Source organism: Streptomyces sp. NPDC020489, from assembly GCF_044386545.1.
In the GTDB taxonomy this organism is placed as follows: Bacteria; Actinomycetota; Actinomycetes; order Streptomycetales; family Streptomycetaceae; genus Streptomyces.
The window spans coordinates 262,646-286,953 of record NZ_JBIRUZ010000010.1; the positions used below are offsets into that span (position 1 = coordinate 262,646).

Sequence of the window (24,308 nt, forward strand, 5' to 3'; positions counted from 1 at the left end):
CGCCTGTTCCCATGGTCAAGGGGTGATGGTGCATGAACGGACTGCGCGTCATACCGACCTGGCGGCACGGCCAGGAGCGGCTCTACGTGTGCCGGACGGACGGGAGGAACGTCGCCTGGTACGACCGTGAGGCGGCCCGGATCAACCTGCTCAGCGAGGAGCGCAGGGACGACGTACTACGGGCGCTCGGACCGTTCCTGACAGGCCCCGTGGCGGTCGGCCCGCCCCCGGTGCCGACCCCGGCCGAACTCGCCCGGCTCACCCTCCACCCCGACGACGACCTGGCGCCCAACCGCCCAGGCGAGGCCCTCCAGGTCGCCCTCGACCGCGACCCCGGCCCGCCGCACCGGCTCCGCCCGGACCCGCGCCGCAGGGCCCTGCTGGCCGAGCAGACGGTGGGGGAGGCCCTGGACCGGCTGGACGGCGCCGGCTGGCACGCCCTGCACTCGGTCCCGCTACCCGGCGGCGACCGCGTCCACCACCTGGCCATCGGACCCGGCGGCCTCTTCTCCATCCACACGCTCCACGCCCGCAAGCAGCGGGTGACGGTCGCCGACCCCATGGTCACCCTGGGCCGCCGGGACCCCGAGCCGCTGCTGCGCCGCGTCCGCGCCGACGCCGGCCGCGCCTCGTACGCCCTGACCGCCGAGGTCCGCCCCGTCCTCGCCCTCGTCGGCGCGACGGAGGTGCGGATCACCGCCCCGCTCCGCGAGGTCCGCGTCCTTCAGGACACGGAGCTGGAGAGCCTGGCCCGGCTCGGCGGGGTGCTCAAACCGGCGGACGTGGAGGCGCTGCACGCGATGGCGCGGGACCGTCGGACCTGGCTCGACGGCGGGTGACTCGTCGGGCCGCGGACGGCTCCGGTGGTGCGGCGGCGGCTGGGCGGCGCCGACCGCCTTACCGGCCAGGAGGCGAGGCTACGGCGGCTGGGCGGCGCCGATCGCCTTGCCGGCCAGAGGGCGGAGCTAGGGCAGCTGGGCAGCGCCGATCGCCTTGCCGGCCAGGAGGCGGAGCTACGGCAGCTCGGCGGCGTGCGCGGTGTCGAGCAGGGGGGCGAGCAGGTCACCGTGGTCCCGGAGCCGGGGCGCGAGGTCCGGTGCGAGGAAGGTGAGCTGCCGGGGTGAGGCGCACTGCTCGACCTCCTCCCAGGTCACGGGCGCGGAGACGGTGGGCTCCCGCCGGGCCCGCAGGGTGTAGGGGGTGGCCGTGGTCTTCCGGGCGGCGTTCTGACTCCAGTCGACGAAGACCTTCCCGGGCCGCAGGCTCTTGGTCATCCGGTGCACGACGAGCCCGGGCATGGCCCGCTCCGCGGCGACGGCGAGCTCCTTCGCGTACTCACTCACCCGTTCGGAGGAGGCGGTCGGCCGGAGGGCGGCGACCAGATGCAGCCCCTTGGACCCGGAGGTCTTCGCGTACGCCGCGATCCCGTCCTCGGCGAGCCGGTCCCGCAGCCACAGCGCGACCTCGCAGCAGTGCACGACGGTGGCGGGCGGGCCGGGGTCGAGGTCGAGGACGAGCCGGTCGGCCTTGGTCGGGTCCTGGACGACCCACTGGTGCGTGTGGAACTCGGTCACCAGGTTCGCCGCCCACATCAGACTCGCCAGGTCCTGTACCAGCACCATCCGCGCCGGCCCCTCCGAGCGGGGCACCTCGGCGGTGGTGACCCAGTCGGGCGTACCGGGCGGCACGTTCTTGGCGAAGAACACCTGACCGTCGGGGCCGTCCGGATAGCGCAGGAAGGACACGGGACGGTCCCGCAGATGGGGCAGCAGGGCGTCGGCGGCGGTCGCGTAGTAGTGCAGCACCTCGCCCTTGGTGAAGCCGGTCGCCGGATACAGCACCTTGTCCAGATTGCTGAGCGCGAGTCGGCGCCCGTCCACCTCGGTGATCGGCGTCATACGATGAGAATCCCATGGAAATGGGTGGATATCGTCCTTATTGCGCGGAAGGGTGCTGCTCGTGCGATCCATATGGAACGGCGCCATCTCGTTCGGCCTGGTCAGCATCCCCATCAAGCTGGTCAACGCCACCGAGAGCCACTCGATCTCCTTCCGCCAGATCCATCTGGAGGACGGCGGCCGCATCCGGTACCGCAAGGTCTGCGAGCTGGAGGAGAAGGAGGTCAGCAGCGCGGAGATCGGCAAGGGCTACGAGGACGCCGACGGCACGATCATCCCGATCACCGACGAGGACCTGGCCCACCTTCCCCTCCCCACCGCCAGGACCATCGAGATCGTCGCCTTCGTACCCGCCGACCGCATCGACCCCCTCCAGATGGACGCGGCGTACTACCTGGCGGCCGGCGGCGCGCCCGCAGCGAAGCCGTACACCCTGCTGCGGGAGGCGCTCAAACGCAGCCACAAGGTCGCGATCGCGAAGTTCGCCCTCCGCGGCAAGGAGCGGCTCGGCATGCTGCGGGTGGTGGACGACGCCATCGCCATGCACGGCCTGCTGTGGCCGGACGAGGTCCGAGCGCCGCAGGGCGTGGCTCCGGACACCAAGGTGACGGTGAACGACAAGGAGCTCGACCTCGCGGACGCCCTCATGGACACCCTGGGCGAGATCGACCTGGAGGACCTCCACGACGAGTACCGCGAGGCCCTGGAGGAGGTGGTCGCCGCGAAGGCCGCCGGCGAGACGCCCCCCGAGGCCCCGGAAGCGTCCCAGGGCGGCAAGGTCCTCGATCTCATGGCCGCCCTGGAGAAGAGCGTGCGCGACGCGAAGGAGTCCCGCGGCGAGGAACCGGCGGAGGTCACCCACCTCCCCCGACGCACCTCGGCCCGGACGTCCCCCAAGCAGTCCGCCGGCAAGAAGACGACGGCGAGCGGGCGGAGCACCGCCAAGAAGACGACGGCCTCGACGAAGAAGTCGACGGCCGGCTCCACGGCGAAGAAGACGAAGTCGACGTCGACGAAATCCACGGCGACCAAGTCGACGGCAACGAAATCGGCGGCGAAGAAGACAGCAGCGAAGAAGACGGCAGCGAAGAAGGCAACGGCCCGCAAGCGCTCGGCGTGACACCTGGTCCGGAGCCCCTGAGTAGGGCACTGTGTCCCCCACTGAGATCGACTCAGGCTGGGGGGAGTTGGCGTTGTGGGAGCAGGTGCCGGCGCTGCTGGGTGTCGTGGTCGGAGCGGCGAGCTCCTACGTGGCGACGAACATCACCGAGCGGAGCCGTTGGCGACGAGGCAGAGCTGAGCGGTGGGACGAGAGGAGGCTGGAGGCGTACGCGTCCTACGCCAACACCTTGAAACAGCAGCTGAGCGTTGCCCAACGCATGGGCGCGACACGAGGGTTCCCGCATGCGGTGGACCCGCTGGATCTGGAACAGGGCATGACGCAGCTCGCCGAGAATGAGGTACGGCGTGCGGCGGAGTGGGAATCCGTGCTGCTGATCGGCGACGCGGAAACGATCGGGGCGGCACGCAAGTGGCACGAAGCGGTATGGAACGCCGAGCTGTACGCACGCGGCCTGAAAGAAGACCCCACGGGATGGACAAGGGCCCTACAGCAGGTGAGCCGAGCCCGCGACACCTTCTACACCCTCGCCCGACGCGACCTCGACATCGCAGGCCCACCTCCCCCGTCCGGCAACTGGCCCCGGACCTGGCAACACGAGGACGAGCCCGACGACGAAACCTGATGCGGACACCGCTCCCGGGCCTGCCCGCACATACGCAAAGACCCCGGCCTCAGCGTTTCCGCTGGTGACGGGGTCTTTGGGCACCTAAATCAAGGTGCCCCCGGCAGGATTCGAACCTGCGCACACGGCTCCGGAGGCCGTTGCTCTATCCCCTGAGCTACGGGGGCGTGTCGGGCGGGTTGCTCGCCGCGACGGGTAGAACACTACCAGCTCTGCCGGGGTGTTCATGAACGGGTTTACCCGGGGTGCGGGGGCCTCCGCGCGGGCGGTGATCTCGGTGGTGTTCGCTCGCGCGGGGCGGAAGTCGGTAAAACCCGGACGCGGTGGCCGGTCCGGACCTACTCTCGAGTTGTGCCAGGCACTTCGGGCCGGGTGCTTGTTGTGGACGACAACAAGGTCATCCGGCAGCTGATCAGGGTCAATCTCGAGCTGGAGGGCATCGAGGTCGTGACCGCGGCTGATGGTGCCGAGTGTCTGGATGTGGTGCATCAGGTACGCCCCGACGTGGTCACCCTCGATGTCGTTATGCCCCGACTTGATGGGCTTCGGACCGCCGCGCGGTTGCGTTCCGATCCTCGGACCCGTGACCTTCCTCTTGCCATCGTCAGCGCCTGCACCCAGCACGAGGTGGAGAGCGGACTCGACGTCGGCGTCGACGCCTTTCTCGCCAAGCCCTTCGAACCTTCCGAACTGGTGGGGCTGGTACGGCAGTTGATCGAGCGCAAGCACGGCGGGCCGTCCGCGCGGGACGACAGCGGCGACCCTGAGCCCGACCCCGACTGCGACGGTGACGGGGACGGCGATGGGGGTGACGTCCTCGAGGGCGTCCTCGGCAGCGGCGAGGGTGAGACCGCCGCAGGCCACACGGCCGGTCGCACCAGCGGCTGACCCCGCTGACCTCGCTGGCCCTGGCGCCCTGCCCCGCTGCCGCAGGCCGGCCCCGGCTCCCCCTACCCCCACCCTCAGCCCACCCACCGTCCACATCCCGGACCTTCCGCGTAACCGACTCGCCTCCCCACCCCCCTCCTCCCATACGCTTGTCCCGTGACCCCCGTCGAGCTCTCCCGTACCGTGCTGCGCGCGGTCCGTCGCGCTGTCGACGGTGGGGAACTGCGGGTGACCGTGCCCGGACGGGCCGTCGTCACGCGCCCGGGGCCCGGTGGGTGCGGTGACTACGCCACCAACATCGCCCTCCAGCTCGCCCGGCCCGCCGGACGGCCCCCCACAGAGGTCGCCGAGATCCTCCGGTCCCACCTGCTCGAACTCGCCGGCCCTTCCGGCGCCCACGACAGGACCGGCCCCGCCGGCGCCCCGGACGACACGGACCCTGTCGACCCCACCGGTATCGCCGACGTCACCATCACCGGCCCCGGATTCCTCAACATCAGCCTCCGTAGCGCGGGCCACGCCTCCGCCGCCCTCGTCCAGGAGATCCGGCGACGAGGGCCTCGGTACGGCTGGGTCGACCACCCCACCGGGCAGCTCGTGCGGCTGCACGCGCCCCACGAGGTCCGCGCCGTCGTCGTGATGGACGCCGCCGCCCGCATCCTCCGCTCCCAGGGCGCCCTCGTCCGCACCTCCTGCGCGGCCCGCCCCGAGCCGGAGTGGACCGACGTCCTGGGCGCAGAGGTCGACGCCACCGACACCCCAGACGCCTACGACACCCCCGGCGCCCCCCACACCCCCTCCCCCCTCGACGTCACCCTCCGTCCGGCCCCCGCCCCGGCCGACCCGACCCCCCTCGGTCGCGACGCCGCTCGCTGGGCGCTTCTGTATCCCGCCGCCCACGACCTGCCCCGCGTCGGTGGCGCGCAGCCCGTGCCGCACCTCGTTCAGCGCGAGAGCAACCCTCTCTTCCGCGTCCGCTACGCCTACGCCCGCACCCGGGCGCTCACCCGCAACGCTGCCGACCTGGGATTCGACACCCAGGGCCACGCCGACGACGTACTGCCGCACGGCGCGCAAGCCGCGGACGAGCCCGAGGGCACCACCACCGCCCTCACCGACCTACTGCCGGACGGCGCACAAGCCCCGGGCCACCCCGAGGACACCACCGCCGCCCTCGCCACCGCCCTCACCACCACCCTCGCCGACCACCCCCGCGTCCTCGCCCAAGCCGCCGCGCACCGTGCCCCGGATCGGCTTGCCCGGCATCTTGTCGGTGTCGCCGACGCCACCCTCGCGTTCGTGCCCATGGTCCTTCCGCGCGGTGACGAGAAACCCTCGGCCGCCCACCGTGCCCGGCTCGCCCTCGCCGAAGCCGCCGGGACGGTGCTGGCCGGTGGCCTGACCCTGCTCGGCATCGACGCCCCCGAACACCTCTGAGACCGCGAACAGAGAGTCAGCCAAGAAGATGAGCCGTTCCGCACACCCCGCCGGGCCCCGTCACGCCGACGTCCTTCCCGAGGGGCACTACTCCGCCCCGCCGGCCGACCTCAACACCCTGGACCCCAAGGTCTGGGCCCAGACGGTCGGCCGTGACGACGACGGTGTCGTCACCGTCGGCGGCATCGACGTGAAGACCCTCGCCGAGCAGTACGGCACGCCCGCCTACGTCGTCGACGAGGCCGACTTCCGGGCCCGGGCGCGGGCCTGGCGGTCGGCCTTCGGCGCGGACGCCGACGTCTTCTACGCCGGCAAGGCCTTCCTGTCCCGTGCCGTCGTGCGCTGGCTGCACGAGGAGGGGCTCAACCTCGACGTCTGCTCCGGTGGCGAGCTGGCCACCGCCCTGTCCGCCGGCATGCCCGCCGACCGCATCGCCTTCCACGGCAACAACAAGTCCAAGGAAGAGATCCGCCGGGCCATCGGCGAGGGCGTCGGGCGCATCGTGCTCGACTCCTTCCAGGAGATCGTGCGCGTCGCCCACATCGCCCAGGAACTCGGCACCCGGCAGCGCGTCCAGATCCGGGTCACCGTCGGCGTGGAAGCGCATACGCACGAGTTCATCGCCACCGCCCACGAGGACCAGAAGTTCGGCATCCCGCTGGCCGGCGGGCAGGCGGCGGAGGCCGTGCGGCGCGCGCTCCAGCTCGACTCGCTCGAACTCATCGGGATCCACTCCCACATCGGCTCGCAGATCTTCGACATGTCCGGGTTCGAGGTCGCGGCGCACCGGGTGGTCGGGCTGCTGAAGGACATCCGTGACGAGCACGGGGTCGAGCTGCCCGAGATCGACCTCGGCGGCGGGCTCGGGATCGCGTACACCTCCGACGACGACCCCCGCGAACCGCACGAGATCGCCAAGGCGCTGACGGAGATCGTCAGCCGTGAGTGCGACGCCGCCAAGCTCCGCACGCCCCGTGTCTCCGTCGAGCCCGGGCGCGCCATCGTCGGGCCGACCGCCTTCACGCTCTACGAGGTCGGCACCACCAAGCGCCTCGACGGTCTGCGCACCTACGTCTCCGTCGACGGCGGCATGTCCGACAACATCCGCACCGCGCTGTACGACGCCGAGTACAGCGTCGCGCTGGTGTCGCGGACCTCGGACGCGGAGCCGATGCTGGCCCGGGTCGTCGGCAAGCACTGCGAGAGCGGGGACATCGTGGTCAAGGACGCGTTCCTGCCGGCCGACATCGCGCCGGGCGACCTCGTCGCCGTGCCGGCCACGGGTGCGTACTGCCGGTCCATGGCCAGCAACTACAACCACGTGCTGCGGCCGCCCGTCGTCGCCGTGCACGACGGGGAGTCGCGTGTCATCGTCCGGCGGGAGACGGAGGAGGACCTCCTCCGCCTCGACGTCGGGTGAGGCCCGTGACCGAGGGGTGGAAGATCTCCTGTCTTCCACCCCCGTACAAATGAAATAGATGTCTCACGATCCGGACGAAGGGTAGAAACTCCCGTCCGGTGAGTGAGACTGGTCCCACCGTAGACGGTATGAGGAAACGAGGTCGGATGATGCGTACGCGTCCGCTGAAGGTGGCGCTGCTGGGCTGTGGGGTTGTCGGCTCAGAGGTGGCGCGCATCATGACGACGCACGCCGACGACCTCGCCGCCCGGATCGGCGCCCCCGTCGAGCTCGCCGGTGTCGCCGTACGACGGCCCTCCAAGGTGCGGGAGGGCATCCCGGCCGAACTGGTCACCACCGACGCGACCGCCCTCGTCAAACGCGGGGACATCGACGTCGTCGTCGAGGTCATCGGCGGCATCGAGCCCGCCCGCTCCCTCATCACCACCGCCTTCGAGCACGGCGCCTCCGTCGTCTCCGCCAACAAGGCGCTCCTCGCCCAGGACGGCGCCGCCCTGCACGCGGCCGCGGAGGACCATGACGCGGACCTCTACTACGAGGCCGCCGTTGCCGGTGCCATCCCGCTGATCCGCCCGCTGCGCGAGTCCCTCGCCGGCGACAAGGTCAACCGGGTCCTCGGGATCGTCAACGGGACGACCAACTTCATCCTCGACAAGATGGACAGCACCGGGGCCGGCTACCAGGAGGCCCTCGACGAGGCCACCGCCCTCGGGTACGCCGAGGCCGACCCGACCGCCGACGTCGAGGGCTTCGACGCCGCCGCCAAGGCCGCCATCCTGGCCGGTATCGCCTTCCACACGCGCGTGCGCCTCGACGACGTCTACCGCGAGGGCATGACCGAGGTCACCGCCGCCGACTTCGCCTCCGCGAAGAACATGGGCTGCACCATCAAGCTGCTCGCCATCTGCGAGCGCGCCGGGGACGGCGGCTCCGTCACCGCGCGCGTGCACCCCGCGATGATCCCGCTGAGCCACCCGCTGGCCTCCGTGCGCGGCGCGTACAACGCCGTGTTCGTGGAGTCCGACGCGGCCGGCCAGCTGATGTTCTACGGTCCCGGTGCCGGTGGCGCCCCGACCGCCTCCGCAGTCCTCGGCGACCTCGTCGCCGTGTGCCGCAACCGGCTCAACGGCGCGACCGGTCCCGGCGAGTCCGCGTACGCCGCCCTGCCCGTCTCGGGCATGGGCGAGGTCTTCACGCGGTACCACATCAGCCTCGACGTGGCGGACAAACCGGGTGTTCTCGCCCAGGTGGCCACCGTGTTCGCCGAGCACGGGGTGTCCATCGATACGGTTCGCCAGACGGGCAAGGACGGCGAGGCCTCTCTCGTCGTCGTGACCCATCGCGCGTCCGACGCCGCCCTGAACGGGACCGTCGAGGCGCTGCGCAAGCTCGACACCGTGCGCGGTGTCGCCAGCATCATGCGGGTTGAAGGAGAGTAACCAGCAATGACCCACCAGTGGCGCGGAATCATCGAGGAGTACCGGGACCGGCTGCCGGTTTCCGACACCACGCCGGTCGTGTCGCTCCGCGAGGGCGGCACGCCCCTCGTGCCCGCGCAGGTGCTCTCCGAGCGCACGGGCTGCGAGGTCCACCTCAAGGTGGAGGGCGCCAACCCGACCGGGTCCTTCAAGGACCGCGGTATGACCATGGCCATCACCCGGGCCAAGGAGGAGGGTGCCAAGGCGGTCATCTGCGCCTCCACCGGCAACACCTCCGCCTCGGCCGCCGCGTACGCGGTGCGCGCCGGCATGGTCTGTGCCGTGCTCGTGCCGCAGGGCAAGATCGCGCTCGGCAAGATGGGCCAGGCCCTCGTGCACGGCGCGAAGATCCTCCAGGTCGACGGCAACTTCGACGACTGCCTCACCCTCGCCCGGGCGCTCAGCGACAACTACCCGGTGGCGCTGGTCAATTCGGTCAACCCGGTGCGTATCGAGGGCCAGAAGACGGCCTCGTTCGAGATCGTCGACATGCTCGGCGACGCGCCCGACATCCACGTCCTCCCGGTCGGCAACGCGGGCAACATCACCGCGTACTGGAAGGGCTACAAGGAGTACGCCGCCGACGGTGTCGCCACCAGGACCCCCCGTATGTGGGGTTTCCAGGCGTCCGGCAGCGCCCCGATCGTGCGCGGCGAGGTCGTCAAGGACCCCTCGACGATCGCCACCGCCATCCGTATCGGCAACCCGGCCTCCTGGCACCACGCCCTCGCGGCGCGGGACGAGTCCGGCGGGTTCATCGACGAGGTGACGGACCGTGAGATCCTGCGCGCCTACCGGCTGTTGGCTGCGCAGGAGGGCGTGTTCGTGGAGCCCGCCTCCGCCGCGTCGGTGGCCGGTCTGCTGAAGGCCGCCGAGCAGGGCAAGGTCGACCCGGGGCAGCGCATCGTCTGCACCGTCACGGGCAACGGCCTGAAGGACCCCGACTGGGCCGTCGCCGGCGCCCCGCAGCCGGTCACCGTCCCGGTCGACGCGGCCACGGCCGCCGAGCGCCTCGGCCTCGTGTAAGGGCATCACCGGGACGACGTCCCCGGAGCGACCTCTCCGGGACGTCGTCCCTGGAGCGGCATCTCCGCAGGGGGTGCACAGGGGGCTTACGACACGCATCGTGCGCCTCCTGTGCGCCCTATGTCGCCACAGAACCTTCCTTCGATAGGCTGTACCGAACCCGCCCGCCGCATATGCCCCCGCGCATGGCCGGGAGTCGCGTCATCTCCGCGACCCGAGGGTCTCCCCGTACGTATCGAATGTCATTCGACAATCACGCAGCTCAAGGAGAGTCATCGAGCGATGGCCGGTCCAGCGTTCCGCGCCGCCGCCGTCCGGGTGCGCGTCCCCGCCACCAGCGCCAACCTCGGCCCGGGCTTCGACGCCCTCGGCCTGTCGCTGGGGCTCCACGACGACGTCGTCGTCCGGGTGGCCGACTCCGGGCTGCACATCGACATCGCGGGTGAGGGCAGCGAGACCCTCCCACGCGACGAGAAGCACCTGCTCGTACGGTCCCTGCGCACCGCCTTCGACCTGCTCGGCGGACAGCCGCGCGGCCTGGAGATCGTGTGCGCCAACCGCATCCCGCACGGGCGCGGGCTCGGCTCCTCCTCCGCCGCCATCTGCGCCGGCATCGTCGCCGCGCGCGCCGTGACCATAGGCGGCGAGTCCAGGCTCGACGACGCCGCGCTGCTGGAGCTCGCGACCGAGATCGAGGGCCACCCCGACAACGTCGCCCCGTGTCTGCTCGGCGGCTTCACCATCGCCTGGATGGAGGCCGGCGCCGCGCGGGCGACCAGGCTGGAGCCCGGCGATTCCATCGTTCCGGTGGTTTTCGTACCGGGGAAGCCGGTGCTGACGGAGACCGCGCGCGGCCTCCTGCCGCGTACCGTGCCGCACGTGGACGCCGCCGCCAACGCGGGCCGCGCCGCCCTGCTCGTCGAGGCCCTCACCCGGCGCCCCGACCTGCTGCTGCCCGCGACCGAGGATCGGTTGCACCAGGACTACCGGGCTCCGGCCATGCCGGAGAGCGCCGCGCTAGTGGAGCGCTTGAGGGCGGACGGGGTTCCGGCCGTGATCTCCGGAGCCGGGCCCACCGTTCTGGCACTGGTCGACGAGGACAGCGCGGACAAGGTGGCCCATCTGGCGGGCGAGGGATGGGCCGCGAACAGGCTCGACCTCGACACACACGGCGCGAGCGTGCTGCCGCTCAGCTCCACGACGGACATCTGAAGCCGGCGGTTGCCGGATTTGGAGAGGGGGAATGTTTGTTGGATCCGGTAGTGTTAATCTCAAGTCTGCACCCGACCCCACCATGGCGAGGTGCTTCACGTCCCCGTCCGGGACAGACATTCTTCCGGGAGCCTCCCAAGCCGCACTGTGTTTCGTACGACGTACGCGGGCAGTACCTCGTACGCGAGCACTGAGCGACTTGCCGGGCACGCTCCGGAACCGGTGCGACCGAGCCACGTGACACAGACAGTCGGTGTCGCTGCTCTGGGAAGCGCCATCACCAGAAATTTCCTCCGCCGCCCAGGCGGACCACCGCCCCGGCACGGTCCACAAGGATGGGACCGACGTCGGACAGCACAACCGGTCGCCGAGCCAGACAGGCCGACGTCCGCTCCAGGGAAGGACCCTTCGTGAGCGACACCACCGATCTGATGGGCGCACGTGTCGAGGAGACCGCTGCCGCGCCCGCCACGGACGCCTCCGCGCCTGCCAGCGGTGCCGGCTCCCGGCGGCGCCGCGGTACCGGCCTCGAGGGCATGGTGCTGGCCGAGCTGCAGCAGGTCGCCTCCAGCCTCGGTATCAGGGGCACCGCGCGGATGCGCAAGAGCCAGCTGATCGAGGTCATCAAGGAGGCGCAGGCAGGTGGGGGAGCCCCGGCGAAGGCCGCGTCATCCCCCGCCGGGGACGCCGCCGAGACCAAGCCCAAGCGCCGCGCCACCTCCAAGGCTCGTACGGGCGACACCGCCGAGAAGAAGGCGGACGCCGCCCCGGCCGAGGCCCCCGCCGAGAAGGCCGTGGCCCAGCAGCAGATCGAGATTCCCGGCCAGCCGGCCTCCGACGACGCTCCGGTCGAGCGCCGTCGTCGCCGTGCCACGGCCGACGCGGGCAGCCCCGAGACGGTGGCCGCCGAGGCGAAGACCGAGCCGAAGGCCGAGACGCCCGCGCAGGCGCAGGGCGAGGCCAAGGGCGACGCCGGTGACGCCGAGGGCCGTCAGGGCCGTCGCGACCGCCGGGACCGTGCCGACCGCGGTGACCGTGCCGACCGCGGTGACCGCGGTGAGCGCGGTGAGCGCGGCGACCGTGAGCGTGGTGGCCGCGACCGCGACCGCCGCGGCAAGGGCGACGACCAGCAGGGCGGCCAGCGCGGCCAGCAGAACCAGCAGCAGGGCGGCGGCCGTCAGGACCGCAACGCCGGCCCGCAGGACGACGACGACTTCGAGGGCGGTCGCCGCGGCCGCCGCGGTCGTTACCGTGACCGTCGCGGCCGTCGTGGCCGTGACGAGATCGGCGCGCCCGAGCCGCAGCTCGCCGACGACGACGTCCTGATCCCCGTCGCGGGCATCCTGGACATCCTCGACAACTACGCCTTCATCCGTACCTCGGGTTACCTCCCCGGTCCCAACGACGTGTACGTCTCCCTCGCCCAGGTCCGCAAGAACGGCCTGCGCAAGGGTGACCACATCACCGGTGCCGTGCGGCAGCCCAAGGAAGGCGAGCGGCGCGAGAAGTTCAACGCGCTGGTGCGGCTGGACTCCGTCAACGGCATGGCGCCCGAACACGGCCGTGGCCGCCCGGAGTTCAACAAGCTCACCCCGCTGTACCCGCAGGACCGCCTCCGCCTGGAGACGGATCCGGGTGTGCTGACGACCCGGATCATCGACCTCGTCGCGCCGATCGGCAAGGGCCAGCGCGGTCTGATCGTGGCCCCGCCGAAGACCGGCAAGACCATGATCATGCAGGCGATCGCCAACGCGATCACGCACAACAACCCCGAGTGCCACCTGATGGTCGTCCTGGTCGACGAGCGTCCGGAAGAGGTCACCGACATGCAGCGGTCTGTCAAGGGCGAGGTCATCTCCTCGACCTTCGACCGCCCGGCCGAGGACCACACCACGGTCGCCGAGCTGGCCATCGAGCGCGCCAAGCGGCTGGTGGAGCTGGGCCACGACGTCGTCGTGCTGCTCGACTCGATCACGCGTCTGGGCCGTGCGTACAACCTCGCCGCGCCCGCCTCCGGCCGCATCCTGTCCGGTGGTGTCGACTCGACCGCCCTGTACCCGCCGAAGCGCTTCTTCGGTGCGGCCCGCAACATCGAGGACGGCGGCTCGCTGACCATCCTCGCCACCGCGCTGGTGGACACCGGGTCCCGCATGGACGAGGTCATCTTCGAGGAGTTCAAGGGCACCGGCAACGCCGAGCTCAAGCTCGACCGCAAGCTCGCCGACAAGCGGATCTTCCCGGCGGTGGACGTGGACGCGTCCGGTACCCGTAAGGAAGAGATCCTGCTCGCCCCCGACGAGCTCGGGATCGTCTGGAAGCTGCGCCGGGTGCTGCACGCCCTCGACCAGCAGCAGGCGGTCGAGCTGCTCCTCGACAAGATGAAGCAGACGAAGTCGAACGCCGAGTTCCTGATGCAGATCCAGAAGACGACGCCGACCCCCGGCAACGGCGACTGACGTCACGTCTTCAGCGAAGGGCCACCCCGGTGACGGGGTGGCCCTTTTCGCTTCTCGTGCCCGGGGTACGATCGCGCTCTTCGGTCACTTTTTCGACCCGTGAACTTCTGATCCCGAGGGGGGACTTGCGTGGGTACAGCCATGTCCGGGGGCGGTCGGCACAGACGCAGGATGCGGATCGCCCTGCCCGTCGGTGCCGCCGGTGTCGCCGCCGCCGTCGCCGCCGCGCTGATGAGCAGCTCCGCCGGTGCCGCGACCGCGCTTCCCGAGCCGACGGCCAAGCCCGCCCTCAGCACGGTCTCGCAGGCCGAGCTGACGCAGCGCATCGCGGGCGCCCTCGCCGGTGACGGCGTCGCGGGGGAGACGACCGACAAGTCGTCCCTGAGCTCCGGCACGAGCAGCGGCACCGTCGACGCGAAGATCATCGGTGGCACCACCACGACGATCTCCTCCGCGCCCTGGATGGCCCAGCTCTTCTACAACGACCCGGCCACCGACACGAACTTCTTCTGCGGTGGCGCCGTCGTCTCGCCCACGAAGATCCTCACCGCCGCGCACTGCGCCAAGGGCTACAACTGGGCCAAGTACGGCACGGTCGTGACCGGTACCGCGTCGATGCCCGACGCGAACGGCAACACCAATGGCCAGATCAGTGGCGCGGTGCGCCAGTGGACCCACCCCTTGTACAGCTCGCGGACCCTCGACAACGACATCGCCGTCCTCACCCTGGAGGGGCCGGTCAAGGCGACGCCGATCCGCATGACGACGTCCACGGACACCGCGTCCTACGCCGCCGGCACCAGCGCGAAGGTCTACGGCTGGGGACGCACCACCTCCACCAACCAGAACGTCTCCAGCACCCTGAAGACGGCGACGCTGCCGATCCAGTCGGACAGCACCTGCGCGACCTACTACGGCGCCGACTTCGTCAAGGGCCACATGGTCTGCGCGGGCAATCCCGCCAGCGGCAGCGACAGCGGTACGACGTCCGCGTGCAACGGTGACTCCGGCGGCCCGCTCGTGGTCAACGGACGCATCGTCGGTGTCGTCTCCTGGGGCGTCGTGAACTGCGTCAAGAAGGGCGCGTACAGCGTCTTCACCAAGGTCAAGACGTACCTCGGTGCCGCCTACGCGCAGGTCGACGACGCCAACATGAGCTACACCGACGCCAAGGCCGACCTGTTCGTGCGCAACGCGTCCACGAAGACCGCCTACGAGAAGGACTCCAAGGGCACGTCCTTCGGCGCCCGGCAGAGCCTGAACAACTGGGGCGGCGTCAACCTCGTCACCCAGACGGACTTCGACCGGGACAGCGTCCAGGACCTGGTGTACCGCGTCTCGTCCACCGGGGACGTCTACTGGCGGCACTTCGAGTGGCCCGCCGACCGGACCGAAGACGGCCAGTTTGTCGACAAGCAGATCTTCGACAACTGGAAGACCCGCACCCGCATCATCACCCCCGGCGACCTCACCGGCGACTACAAGCCCGACGTCGTCTCCGTGGACTCCGCGGGCAAGGCGTGGCTCTACCCCGGCAAGGGCAACGGCACCTTCTCGGCGCGCGTGCAGATCGGCACGGGCACCGGCTGGAACGCCTACAACATGGTCCGCGGCAAGGGCGACTTCACCGGTGACGGCAAGGCCGACCTGCTCGCGCGCAACAGGAGCAACGGCGCCCTCTACCTCTACAAGGGCACGGGCAAAGCCTCCAGCCCCTTCTCCGCCCGCGTGAAGGTCCGCACCTGGAGCAGCACCACGTACAACGCCTTCGACGCCATCGGTGACATCACCGGCGACGGCAAGGCCGACTTCCTGGCCCGCACGCCGGGCGGCACCCTGTACCTGTACAAGGGCACCGGCAAGGGAACCAGCGAGATCTTCGCCACAAGGATCTCGGTCGGTACCGATTTCAAGCAGTACGACATCTTCGGCTGAAACAGCAGGTGAGCGCGGTACGACCGCGTTCGCCGACTACGCACTGTGCCCACCCGCGCACCGGGTGGGCACAGTGCGTTGTGCAACCCTTTCTCCGGTTTACCCGTCTGACCGGACGGAGCGACCATGGTGAGGTCCGGGTCGTCACGACCACGTCTGACCCTGAAAGCAGGGGGTAACCGAGCGGACGAGAACGAGGAGCACATGTCTGCCGAGAGCACGCCGGAAGCCGGCATAACCGAGGAGTCCGGCACCGCGGGCCCGCGCCGCCGCGCCAAGGGCCGTCGCCGCAGGACCCGCGGCAAGCGCAAGGGCCTGCTGATCGCGGCCTGGACCGCCGCGGGCATCGTCGTGGTGGGCGGCACCGGAGCCGGCTATCTGTACTTCACGCTCAACGGCAACATCAAGAGCGTCGACATCGACCACGCCCTCGGCACCGACCGGCCCACGAAGGTCGACAACGGCTCGGAGAACATCCTCGTCCTCGGCTCGGACACCCGCTCCGGCTCCAACAAGAAGCTCGGCGGCGGCGCCGACGACGGCAGCGCCCGGTCCGACACCGCGATGATCGTGCACGTCTACGAGGGCCACAAGAAGGCCAGCGTGGTCTCCATCCCGCGCGACACCCTCGTCGACCGCCCGGAGTGCACCGACCCCGAGGGCACCGTGCACGACGCCGCGCACGGCGTGATGTTCAACTCCGCGTACTCCACCGGCGGCGCCGCCTGCGCCGTGAAGACCGTCGAGTCGCTCACCGACATCCGCATGGACCACTACCTGGAGGTCGACTTCTCCGGGTTCCAGAAGCTCATCGACGAGCTCGGCGGCGTGCAGGTCACCACCACCAAGGCCATCCGCGACCCCGACAGCCACCTGGACCTGGAGGCCGGCACCCACACGCTCACCGGCAAGCAGGCCCTCGGCCTGGTCCGCACCCGGCACGGCGTCGGCGACGGCTCCGACCTCGGACGCATCCAGCTCCAGCAGGCGTTCATCAAGGCGCTGATCAACCAGATCAAGACGATCGACCTCTTCGACAGCCCGAAGAAGCTCTACAACCTCGCCACGACCGCCACCAACGCCGTCACCACCGACTCCGACCTCGGCTCGGTCGACGAGCTGATGTCCTTCGCCAACGGCCTGAAGGGCATCAGCTCCAAGAACATGACGATGGTGACCATGCCGGTCCAGTACGACCCGCAGGACGGCAACCGGGTCCTCATCGACGAGGACAAGTCCGCGCTGGTGTGGACAGCCCTGAAGAACGACCGGGCGATCCCGAAGAGCGCCACCAAGGGCACCGCCACCGGCCAGGCCAAGGGTGTCGTGACCCCCTAGCGGGTCCCTGGGAATAGATCGTCGCGCCCCCCGGTTTTGGGGGATGCGGCCAGTCCTGGCAGACTGGTACGTCGGCCCCGGTTCACGCCCCCGCAGCCCGCGGACGGCGACCCGGCGCCCTCCCGAAACTAGGAGACACCTTGAAGCGCGACATCCACCCCGAGTACGTCGAGACGCAGGTCAGCTGCACCTGTGGCGCGTCGTTCACCACCCGCAGCACGATCTCCAGCGGCACCATCCGCGCCGAGGTCTGCTCCGAGTGCCACCCGTTCTACACGGGCAAGCAGAAGATCCTCGACACCGGTGGCCGTGTGGCCCGCTTCGAGGCCCGCTTCGGCAAGGCTGCTGCCAAGAAGTAGCGAGCCACCAGCGCCGGTCCACGCCGCACTCCTCGGAGTGCGCCGGGACCGGCGTTTTTGGTCGCCCGCCTTCCCCTTTCGTCCGCAGTACAGGAGCCCAGAGATGTTCGAGGCCGTCGAGGAACTCGTCGGTGAGCACGCCGACCTGGAAAAACAGATCGCCGACCCGTCGGTCCACGCCGACCAGGCCAACGCGCGCAAGCTCAACAAGCGCTACGCCGAGCTCACCCCGATCGTCGCCACGTACCGCTCCTGGAAGCAGACCGGCGACGACATCGAGACCGCGCGCGAACTGGGCGCCGACGACCCGGAGTTCGCCGCCGAGGTCAAGGAGCTGGAGAAGGCCCGCGAGGAGCTGACGGAGAAGCTGCGCCTCCTCCTCGTCCCGCGCGACCCCAGCGACGACAAGGACGTCATCCTCGAGATCAAGGCCGGCGCGGGCGGCGACGAGTCCGCGCTGTTCGCGGGTGACCTGCTGCGCATGTACCTGCGCTACGCCGAGCGGGTCGGCTGGAAGACCGAGATCATCGACGCCACCGAGTCCGAGCTGGGCGGCTACAAGGACGTCCAGGTCGCCGTGAAGACCAAGGGCGGCAACGGCGCCACCGAGCCCGGCCAGGGCGTGTGGGCCCGCCTGAAGTACGAGGGCGGCGTGCACCGCGTGCAGCGCGTCCCGGCGACCGAGTCCCAGGGCCGCATCCACACCTCCGCGGCCGGTGTGCTGGTCACCCCCGAGGCGGAGGAGGTCGACGTCGAGATCAACCCCAACGACCTCCGCATCGACGTCTACCGCTCCTCCGGGCCCGGTGGCCAGTCCGTCAACACGACCGACTCCGCCGTACGCATCACGCACATCCCCACCGGAGTGGTCGCCTCCTGCCAGAACGAGAAGAGTCAGCTCCAGAACAAGGAGCAGGCCTTGCGTATCCTGCGCTCCAGGCTGCTCGCGGCGGCGCAGGAGGAGGCGGAGCGCAATGCCGCCGACGCCCGGCGCAGCCAGGTCCGCACCGTCGACCGCTCCGAGAAGATCCGCACGTACAACTTCCCGGAGAACCGCATCTCGGACCACCGCGTGGGCTTCAAGTCGTACAACCTGGACCAGGTTCTGGACGGCGACCTCGACGCGGTGATCCAGGCCTGCGTCGACGCGGACTCGGCGGCGAAGCTGGCGGCGGCGTAACGCCGCCCGGCGCCGCGGAAAGCCGCGTGAAGAGGTACCTACGCACGACCGAGTACCGAGTACGACACGGAGGACTTGCGTGAACCTGCTGCTCGCAGAGGTGGCCCAGGCCACCCAGCGGCTGGCCGACGCCGGCGTGCCCTCGCCGCGCAACGACGCGGAGGAGCTCGCCGCGTTCGTGCACGGCGTGAAGCGGGGCGAGCTGCACTCCGTGAAGGACGCGGACTTCGACGCCCGGTACTGGGAGGTCATCGCCCGCCGCGAGCAGCGCGAGCCGCTCCAGCACATCACCGGGCGGGCCTTCTTCCGGTACCTGGAGCTCCAGGTCGGCCCCGGGGTGTTCGTGCCGCGCCCGGAGACCGAGTCCGTGGTCGGGTGGGCGATAGACGCCGTACGGGCCATGGACGTCGTGGAGCCCTGCATCGTCGATCTGTGCACCGGCTCCGGCGCCATCGCGCTCGCCCTCGCCCAGGAGGTCCCGCGCTCGCGCGTGCACGCCGTGGAGCTGTCCGAGGACGCCCTGCGGTGGACCCGCAAGAACACCCAGGGCTCCCGGGTCGACCTGCGCCAGGGCAACGCCCTCGACGCCTTCCCCGACCTCGACGGCCAGGTCGACCTGGTCATCTCCAACCCGCCCTACATCCCGCTGACCGAGTGGGAGTACGTCGCTCCCGAGGCGCGGGACTACGATCCCGAGCTCGCCCTGTTCTCCGGCGAGGACGGCCTCGACCTCATCCGCGGTCTGGAACGGACCGCACACCGGCTCCTGCGCCCCGGCGGCGTCGTCGTCATCGAGCACGCCGACACCCAGGGCGGCCAGGTGCCGTGGATCTTCACCGAGGAGCGGGGCTGGGCCGACGCGGCCGACCACCCCGACCTCAACAACCGCCCGCGGTTCGCGACGGCCCGCAAGGCGATGCCGTGAGCCGCACCCCCCAGTCTTCGAAGCAGTACGTGTACGAGGAGGCCCGCTAAATGGCACGGCGATACGACACCAACGACGTGACCGACCGCTCGACCGGTCTGCGCGAGGCCGCGTCCGCCGTCCGCCGTGGCGAGCTCGTGGTCCTGCCGACCGACACGGTGTACGGCATCGGCGCCGACGCGTTCTCCTCGGAGGCCGTCCACGACCTGCTGGAGGCCAAGGGCCGGGGCCGCAACATGCCCACCCCCGTCCTCATCGGCTCCCCGAACACCCTGCACGGCCTCGTCACCGACTTCTCCGAGCTGGCCTGGGAGCTGGTCGACGCCTTCTGGCCGGGCGCGCTCACGCTCGTCGCCAAGCACCAGCCGTCCCTCCAGTGGGACCTGGGGGACACGCGGGGCACGGTGGCCGTCCGGATGCCCCTGCACCCCGTCGCCATCGAGCTGCTGACCGAGGTCGGCCCGATGGCGGTGTCCTCGGCGAACCTGACGGGCCACCCGGCGCCGGAGGACTGCGACGCGGCCCAGGAGATGCTCGGCGACTCGGTCTCGGTGTACCTCGACGGCGGCCCGACCCCCGGCAACGTCCCCTCCTCGATCGTCGACGTCACCCGCGAGGTGCCCCTGCTGCTGCGCGCGGGCGCGATCTCCGCGGACGAGCTCAGGAAGGTCGTACCCGACCTCGAGGTGGCGAATTGACGGCCCCTGACGCGGGGCGTGGCATATGGGACCCGGAAGAGACGCGGACGTTCACAGGGCTTCCGCGTGACACCTTCCGCATCCTCCACGTCAGCACCGGCAACGTGTGCCGCTCCCCGATCACCGAGCGGCTGACCCGGCACGCCCTGGCGGACCGGCTCGGCGACCCGCTGTGGGGCGGGCTGATCGTGGAGAGCGCGGGGACCTGGGGCCACGAGGGCGCGCCGATGGAGGCCAACGCGGAGGCGGTCCTGGCCGACTTCGGCGCGGACGCCAGCGGCTTCACCGGCCGCGAGCTCCTCGACGAGCACGTCATCATGGCCGACCTGGTCCTGACGGCCACCCGCGACCACCGCCAGCAGGTCATCTCCATGGGCCACTCGGCGGGCCTGCGCACCTTCACCCTGAAGGAGTTCACCCGCCTGGTGCGCGCCATAGACCCGACCACGCTGCCTCCCCTGGAGGACGGTGTGGTCGCCCGCGCCCGCGCGCTGGTCCGTGCGGCGGCGGCCCTGCGCGGGTGGCTCCTGGCCCCGACGGCGGAGGCGGACGAGGTCTACGACCCGTACGGCGCCCCCCTGCCGTTCTTCCGGTCGATCGGCGACGAGATACACCAGGCGCTGGACCCGGTGGTGACGGCGCTGACGGGCGTGCCCGCGCGGACGTGACCCCGGGGCGCCCGAGAGGACGTCACAGCCGAGCACCGCGAGGGTGTCGGGCCTACATTGGACGTACGTCCCCGTCGACGCCCCGGAGCCCACCATGTCGGTCACCCATGCCCCCGAGACCGCTGACATCCTGCGGCGGCAGGATCCCGAGCTGGCCGAGATCCTGCTCGGCGAGCTCGACCGGCAGTCGACGTCGCTCCAGCTGATCGCCGCCGAGAACTTCAGCTCGCCCGCGGTGCTGGCCGCGCTGGGCTCGCCGCTGGCGAACAAGTACGCCGAGGGCTATCCCGGCGCCCGGCACCACGGCGGCTGCGAGATCGTCGACGTCGCCGAGCGCATCGCCGTGGACCGCGCCAAGACCCTCTTCGGCGCCGAGCACGCCAACGTCCAGGCCCACTCCGGGTCGTCCGCCGTGCTCGCCGCGTACGCCGCCCTGCTGCGCCCCGGCGACACCGTCCTCGCCCTCGGCCTGCCCTACGGCGGTCACCTCACGCACGGCTCACCCGCCAACTTCTCCGGCCGCTGGTTCGACTTCGTGCCGTACGGGGTGGACGCGGAGACCGGGCTCATCGACCACGACCAGGTACGCGCCCTCGCCCGCAGCCACCGGCCCAAGGCGATCGTGTGCGGCTCCATCGCCTACCCCCGGCACATCGACCACGCCTTCTTCCGCGAGGTCGCCGACGAGGTCGGGGCGTATCTCATCGCCGACGCCGCCCACCCCATCGGCCTCGTCGCCGGGGGAGCGGCGCCCAGCCCGGTGCCGTACGCCGACATCGTCTGCGCCACCACGCACAAGGTGCTGCGCGGACCCCGCGGCGGCATGATCCTGTGCGGGGCCGAGCTGGCCGAACGCGTCGACCGGGCTGTCTTCCCGTTCACCCAGGGCGGGGCGCAGATGCACACCATCGCCGCCAAGGCCGTCGCGTTCGGCGAGGCGGCAACACCGGCCTTCACGGCGTACGCCCATCAGGTGGTCGCCAATGCGAGGGTTCTCGCCGCGGGTCTGGCCGCCGAGGGGCTCGTCGTCACCACCGGCGGCACCGACACCCACCTGGTCACCGCCGACCCGGCCCCGCTCGGCGTCGACGGCCGCGCGGCCCGGGGACGGCTCGCGGCGGCCGGCATCGTGCTCGACTGCTGTGCGCTGCCGCACGCCGAGGCCCGCGGCCTGCGTCTGGGCACCGCCGCCGTGACCACGCAGGGGATGGGCGAGGCGGAGATGGCCCGGATCGCCGTACTGCTCGCGGGGGTGCTCCGAGGTGAGAGCGAGCCCCAGCACGTTCGTGAAGAAGTGCGGGAGCTGGTCGGGGGATTTCCCCCGTATCCGCGGTGAGCGGCGGCCGGCGCCCCTGCGTACACACGAGTGCACAGCCACACGTGCAACCATCGTCGCTACCCGGAAGTCCTCATCCATATGCGTCCCTCGCTAGGGTGTGGGGCTGTGATGGCCAGCGAGACCTGTGGGGAAGCCCGTGCGTGAATACCTGCTGACGCTCTGCATCACGGCCGCGGTGACGTATCTGCTGACAGGGCCGGTACGGAAGTTCGCGATCGTGGCCGGAGCGATGCCGCAGATCAGGGCACGTGACGTGCACCGGGAGCCGACTCCGCGGCTCGGCGGCATCGCCATGTTCTTCGGACTGTGCGCGGGCCTGCTGGTCGCCGACCACCTGACCAACCTCAGTGACGTCTTCGACAAGTCCAACGAGCCGCGCGCGCTGCTGTCCGGCGCCGCCCTCATCTGGCTGATCGGCGTCCTGGACGACAAGTTCGAGATCGACGCCCTGATCAAGCTGGGCGGCCAGATGATCGCCGCCGGCGTCATGGTCATGCAGGGTCTGACGATCCTGTGGCTGCCCATCCCCAAGGTCGGCACGGTCGCGCTGACCCAGTGGCAGAGCACCCTGCTGACGGTCGCCCTGGTCGTCATCACCATCAACGCGGTCAACTTCGTGGACGGCCTGGACGGCCTCGCGGCCGGCATGGTGTGCATCGCGGCGGCGGCGTTCTTCATGTACGCCTACCGCATCTGGTACTCGTACGGCATCGAGGCCGCCGCCCCGGCGACGCTCTTCTCGGTCATCCTGATGGGCATGTGTCTGGGGTTCCTGCCGCACAACATGCACCCGGCGCGGATCTTCATGGGTGACTCGGGCTCGATGCTCATCGGGCTGGTGCTGGCGGCGGGCGCCATCTCGGTCACCGGGCAGGTCGACCCGGACAACCTTTTCGGTGGGTCCGAGCGCAGCGCGGTGCACCAGATGGTGCCCCTCTACATCCCGCTGCTGATGCCGCTGACCATCATCGCGATCCCGGCGGCCGACCTGATCCTCGCGATCGTGCGCCGCACCTGGCGCGGTCAGTCGCCGTTCGCCGCCGACCGCGGGCATCTGCACCACCGGCTCCTGGAGATCGGGCACTCCCACAGCCGGGCGGTGCTGATCATGTACTTCTGGTCCGCCCTGATCGCGTTCGGCGCGCTCGCGTACTCCGTGAACTCGGCGTCCATGTGGATCGTCCTGGGTGTGGTGTTCCTCTCCGCGATCGGCCTGCTGCTGTTGCTGCTGCCGCGCTTCACGCCGCGTGCCCCGATGTGGGCGCAGGCCTTCGTGCCGCCGCGCTACCGCCGCCGCAGGGCCGTAGCGGAATCCGCCTCGGCCGCTCAACAGACCGCCGGGGACGAGGAGTCGGAGGCCGCGGAGGAACGCACTCCGGTCGCCGTCGGTGTCTCCGGCGTCAACGGCGCCACCGCCCTGGGCGCCCGTTCGCGGTTCCTGGACCGGCGTAAAGCGGGGACGTCGCGCTGACGCGGCAAGGTAAGAATCTGACTAGAGCATTGCCAAGTCGTGGGAGTGAGTTGGGGGTGCGAAGCGCCCCAATACCAGACAAGTCGGCCGTGTTTTTGCACAGACGCGCGCTGTCACTCTCATGTGTGACACCGAGCACACCCATCAGGTAAAGACCTCATCAAATAGTTTGTGATACGGTTCACGAGAACCCCGGACAGAGTCGAAGGACCGTAGTGCGACGGTCCATTGGCGTGAGGCTCAAGCTCTCCATTCGGGACTACGCTCGTCCATGACGACACCCTGCCCCCTGTGAAAGCGGAGTTGCCGCCATGCCGTCCAATGACGCCCGGAACCTGATGCAGACCGCTGTGCCGACAGCCGTGGTCGGCGTCGTCACCGTTGCCGTCAGCGCAGTGGTCGCGGGTGGCAAGGGCGCTGTCGGAGCCGCTGTCGGTACGGTACTGGCCATCCTCTTCATGGGAATCGGCCTTTACGTTCTGCAGTGGACGGCAAAAACGCTCCCGCAGTTGTTCCAGGCCATGGGGCTGATGCTCTATGTCGCTCAACTCCTGCTGCTCCTGATCTTCGTGGCCCTGTTCCAGGACACCTCCCTTTTCAACCCGAAGGCGTTCGCGGCTGCTCTTGTCGTCGCGACCGTCGTGTGGATGGCCGCACAGGCTCGTGCGCACATGAAGGCCAAGATCTTCTACGTCGACCCGGACTCCGAGAAGAGCGGGAAGTCGCAGAAGACAGGGTCGTCGTCGTGAGGGGTAGGGCCGGGATAAAGGGCGGGGAGAACTCCTGCTATCGTCCGGTGCCAACTGCGGCATCGCGGGCGCGGGCATCTGAGCTG

The 24,308-nt window shown here is 70.4% G+C and carries 21 protein-coding genes and 1 tRNA gene; 20 read left to right on the plus strand and 2 right to left on the minus strand.

Going from position 1 to position 24,308, the window contains the following annotated elements; genetic code table 11:
* The first annotated feature begins 32 nt into the window (after positions 1-32).
* Positions 33-839, plus strand: a complete 807-nt coding sequence (locus ACH41F_RS27015; protein ID WP_391232813.1) for a nuclease-related domain-containing protein — start codon at positions 33-35, stop codon at positions 837-839.
* A gap of 174 nt (positions 840-1,013) precedes the next feature.
* On the opposite strand, the gene ligD is transcribed toward ACH41F_RS27015, so the two are convergent.
* Complete coding sequence (gene ligD / locus ACH41F_RS27020; RefSeq protein ID WP_391232812.1) at positions 1,014-1,898, minus strand: non-homologous end-joining DNA ligase; 885 nt, start codon at positions 1,896-1,898, stop codon at positions 1,014-1,016.
* A gap of 52 nt (positions 1,899-1,950) precedes the next feature.
* On the opposite strand from ligD, the gene ACH41F_RS27025 reads away from it, so the two are divergent.
* Together ACH41F_RS27025 and ACH41F_RS27030 are read left to right on the plus strand one after the other, a co-directional pair.
* On the plus strand, positions 1,951-3,018 hold the full coding sequence (locus ACH41F_RS27025; RefSeq protein ID WP_391232810.1) for a Ku protein: 1,068 nt from the start codon (positions 1,951-1,953) through the stop codon (positions 3,016-3,018).
* Positions 3,019-3,049: 31 nt separating this feature from the next.
* Complete coding sequence (locus ACH41F_RS27030) at positions 3,050-3,643, plus strand: hypothetical protein (RefSeq protein ID WP_398837849.1); 594 nt, start codon at positions 3,050-3,052, stop codon at positions 3,641-3,643.
* A 95-nt stretch (positions 3,644-3,738) separates the two neighbouring features.
* Here ACH41F_RS27030 and ACH41F_RS27035 read toward each other — a convergent pair.
* Positions 3,739-3,810 (minus strand) — tRNA-Arg (locus ACH41F_RS27035).
* A gap of 184 nt (positions 3,811-3,994) precedes the next feature.
* Between ACH41F_RS27035 and ACH41F_RS27040 the strand changes: the two genes are divergently transcribed.
* The 17 genes from ACH41F_RS27040 to ACH41F_RS27120 all read left to right on the plus strand — a co-directional run bounded on the left by ACH41F_RS27040 (position 3,995) and on the right by ACH41F_RS27120 (position 24,222).
* The gene (locus ACH41F_RS27040) at positions 3,995-4,531 is read left to right on the plus strand and encodes a response regulator (RefSeq protein WP_391232782.1); all 537 of its coding nucleotides are present in this window, start codon (positions 3,995-3,997) and stop codon (positions 4,529-4,531) included.
* 156 nt (positions 4,532-4,687) lie between these two features.
* Positions 4,688-5,968: an ArgS-related anticodon-binding protein NrtL gene (gene nrtL, locus ACH41F_RS27045; protein WP_391232781.1), complete on the plus strand. Its 1,281-nt coding sequence runs from the start codon at positions 4,688-4,690 to the stop codon at positions 5,966-5,968.
* A 28-nt stretch (positions 5,969-5,996) separates the two neighbouring features.
* Positions 5,997-7,388 carry a diaminopimelate decarboxylase gene (gene lysA, locus ACH41F_RS27050; RefSeq protein ID WP_391232780.1) on the plus strand — a complete coding sequence of 464 codons (1,392 nt, stop codon included), beginning with the start codon at positions 5,997-5,999 and terminating at the stop codon, positions 7,386-7,388.
* 146 nt (positions 7,389-7,534) lie between these two features.
* Positions 7,535-8,827 (plus strand): homoserine dehydrogenase, encoded by a 1,293-nt coding sequence (locus ACH41F_RS27055; RefSeq protein ID WP_391232778.1) that lies wholly within the window; start codon positions 7,535-7,537, stop codon positions 8,825-8,827.
* A 6-nt stretch (positions 8,828-8,833) separates the two neighbouring features.
* Entirely contained in the window at positions 8,834-9,892 is a 1,059-nt protein-coding gene (gene thrC / locus ACH41F_RS27060; RefSeq protein WP_391232777.1) for a threonine synthase, read from the plus strand.
* A gap of 282 nt (positions 9,893-10,174) precedes the next feature.
* Positions 10,175-11,104: a homoserine kinase gene (thrB, locus tag ACH41F_RS27065; RefSeq protein ID WP_398837852.1), complete on the plus strand. Its 930-nt coding sequence runs from the start codon at positions 10,175-10,177 to the stop codon at positions 11,102-11,104.
* A 410-nt stretch (positions 11,105-11,514) separates the two neighbouring features.
* Entirely contained in the window at positions 11,515-13,560 is a 2,046-nt protein-coding gene (rho, locus tag ACH41F_RS27070; protein WP_391232774.1) for a transcription termination factor Rho, read from the plus strand.
* A gap of 171 nt (positions 13,561-13,731) precedes the next feature.
* The gene (locus ACH41F_RS27075) at positions 13,732-15,495 is read left to right on the plus strand and encodes a trypsin-like serine protease (RefSeq protein ID WP_398837854.1); all 1,764 of its coding nucleotides are present in this window, start codon (positions 13,732-13,734) and stop codon (positions 15,493-15,495) included.
* A gap of 204 nt (positions 15,496-15,699) precedes the next feature.
* Positions 15,700-16,833 (plus strand): LCP family protein, encoded by a 1,134-nt coding sequence (locus tag ACH41F_RS27080; protein WP_398837856.1) that lies wholly within the window; start codon positions 15,700-15,702, stop codon positions 16,831-16,833.
* Positions 16,834-16,973: 140 nt separating this feature from the next.
* Entirely contained in the window at positions 16,974-17,192 is a 219-nt protein-coding gene (gene rpmE / locus ACH41F_RS27085) for a 50S ribosomal protein L31 (protein WP_007384712.1), read from the plus strand.
* 103 nt (positions 17,193-17,295) lie between these two features.
* Positions 17,296-18,372 carry a peptide chain release factor 1 gene (gene prfA, locus ACH41F_RS27090; protein ID WP_391232771.1) on the plus strand — a complete coding sequence of 359 codons (1,077 nt, stop codon included), beginning with the start codon at positions 17,296-17,298 and terminating at the stop codon, positions 18,370-18,372.
* 79 nt (positions 18,373-18,451) lie between these two features.
* Positions 18,452-19,297, plus strand: a complete 846-nt coding sequence (gene prmC / locus ACH41F_RS27095) for a peptide chain release factor N(5)-glutamine methyltransferase (protein ID WP_391232770.1) — start codon at positions 18,452-18,454, stop codon at positions 19,295-19,297.
* A 50-nt stretch (positions 19,298-19,347) separates the two neighbouring features.
* Positions 19,348-19,995 (plus strand): L-threonylcarbamoyladenylate synthase, encoded by a 648-nt coding sequence (locus ACH41F_RS27100; RefSeq protein ID WP_391232769.1) that lies wholly within the window; start codon positions 19,348-19,350, stop codon positions 19,993-19,995.
* The gene (locus tag ACH41F_RS27105; RefSeq protein ID WP_391232768.1) at positions 19,992-20,663 is read left to right on the plus strand and encodes a protein-tyrosine-phosphatase; all 672 of its coding nucleotides are present in this window, start codon (positions 19,992-19,994) and stop codon (positions 20,661-20,663) included. The genes ACH41F_RS27100 and ACH41F_RS27105 overlap by 4 nt, the downstream gene beginning before the upstream one ends.
* A gap of 94 nt (positions 20,664-20,757) precedes the next feature.
* Positions 20,758-21,999 carry a serine hydroxymethyltransferase gene (gene glyA / locus ACH41F_RS27110; protein WP_398837858.1) on the plus strand — a complete coding sequence of 414 codons (1,242 nt, stop codon included), beginning with the start codon at positions 20,758-20,760 and terminating at the stop codon, positions 21,997-21,999.
* Positions 22,000-22,138: 139 nt separating this feature from the next.
* Positions 22,139-23,473, plus strand: a complete 1,335-nt coding sequence (locus ACH41F_RS27115; RefSeq protein WP_391232766.1) for an MraY family glycosyltransferase — start codon at positions 22,139-22,141, stop codon at positions 23,471-23,473.
* 311 nt (positions 23,474-23,784) lie between these two features.
* The gene (locus tag ACH41F_RS27120; protein WP_391232765.1) at positions 23,785-24,222 is read left to right on the plus strand and encodes a hypothetical protein; all 438 of its coding nucleotides are present in this window, start codon (positions 23,785-23,787) and stop codon (positions 24,220-24,222) included.
* Positions 24,223-24,308: the final 86 nt, after the last annotated feature.

Excerpts from the sequence above, each read along its gene's own strand:
- ACH41F_RS27015 (WP_391232813.1), top strand. The coding sequence starts at position 33 with ATGAACGGACTGCGCGTCATACCGACCTGGCGGCACGGCCAGGAGCGG.
- ligD (WP_391232812.1), bottom strand. The coding sequence starts at position 1,898 with ATGACGCCGATCACCGAGGTGGACGGGCGCCGACTCGCGCTCAGCAAT.
- lysA (WP_391232780.1), top strand. The coding sequence starts at position 5,997 with ATGAGCCGTTCCGCACACCCCGCCGGGCCCCGTCACGCCGACGTCCTT.
- ACH41F_RS27055 (WP_391232778.1), top strand. The coding sequence starts at position 7,535 with ATGATGCGTACGCGTCCGCTGAAGGTGGCGCTGCTGGGCTGTGGGGTT.
- thrC (WP_391232777.1), top strand. The coding sequence starts at position 8,834 with ATGACCCACCAGTGGCGCGGAATCATCGAGGAGTACCGGGACCGGCTG.
- thrB (WP_398837852.1), top strand. The coding sequence starts at position 10,175 with ATGGCCGGTCCAGCGTTCCGCGCCGCCGCCGTCCGGGTGCGCGTCCCC.
- ACH41F_RS27075 (WP_398837854.1), top strand. The coding sequence starts at position 13,732 with ATGCGGATCGCCCTGCCCGTCGGTGCCGCCGGTGTCGCCGCCGCCGTC.
- ACH41F_RS27080 (WP_398837856.1), top strand. The coding sequence starts at position 15,700 with ATGTCTGCCGAGAGCACGCCGGAAGCCGGCATAACCGAGGAGTCCGGC.
- prfA (WP_391232771.1), top strand. The coding sequence starts at position 17,296 with ATGTTCGAGGCCGTCGAGGAACTCGTCGGTGAGCACGCCGACCTGGAA.
- ACH41F_RS27100 (WP_391232769.1), top strand. The coding sequence starts at position 19,348 with ATGGCACGGCGATACGACACCAACGACGTGACCGACCGCTCGACCGGT.
- glyA (WP_398837858.1), top strand. The coding sequence starts at position 20,758 with ATGTCGGTCACCCATGCCCCCGAGACCGCTGACATCCTGCGGCGGCAG.
- ACH41F_RS27120 (WP_391232765.1), top strand. The coding sequence starts at position 23,785 with ATGCCGTCCAATGACGCCCGGAACCTGATGCAGACCGCTGTGCCGACA.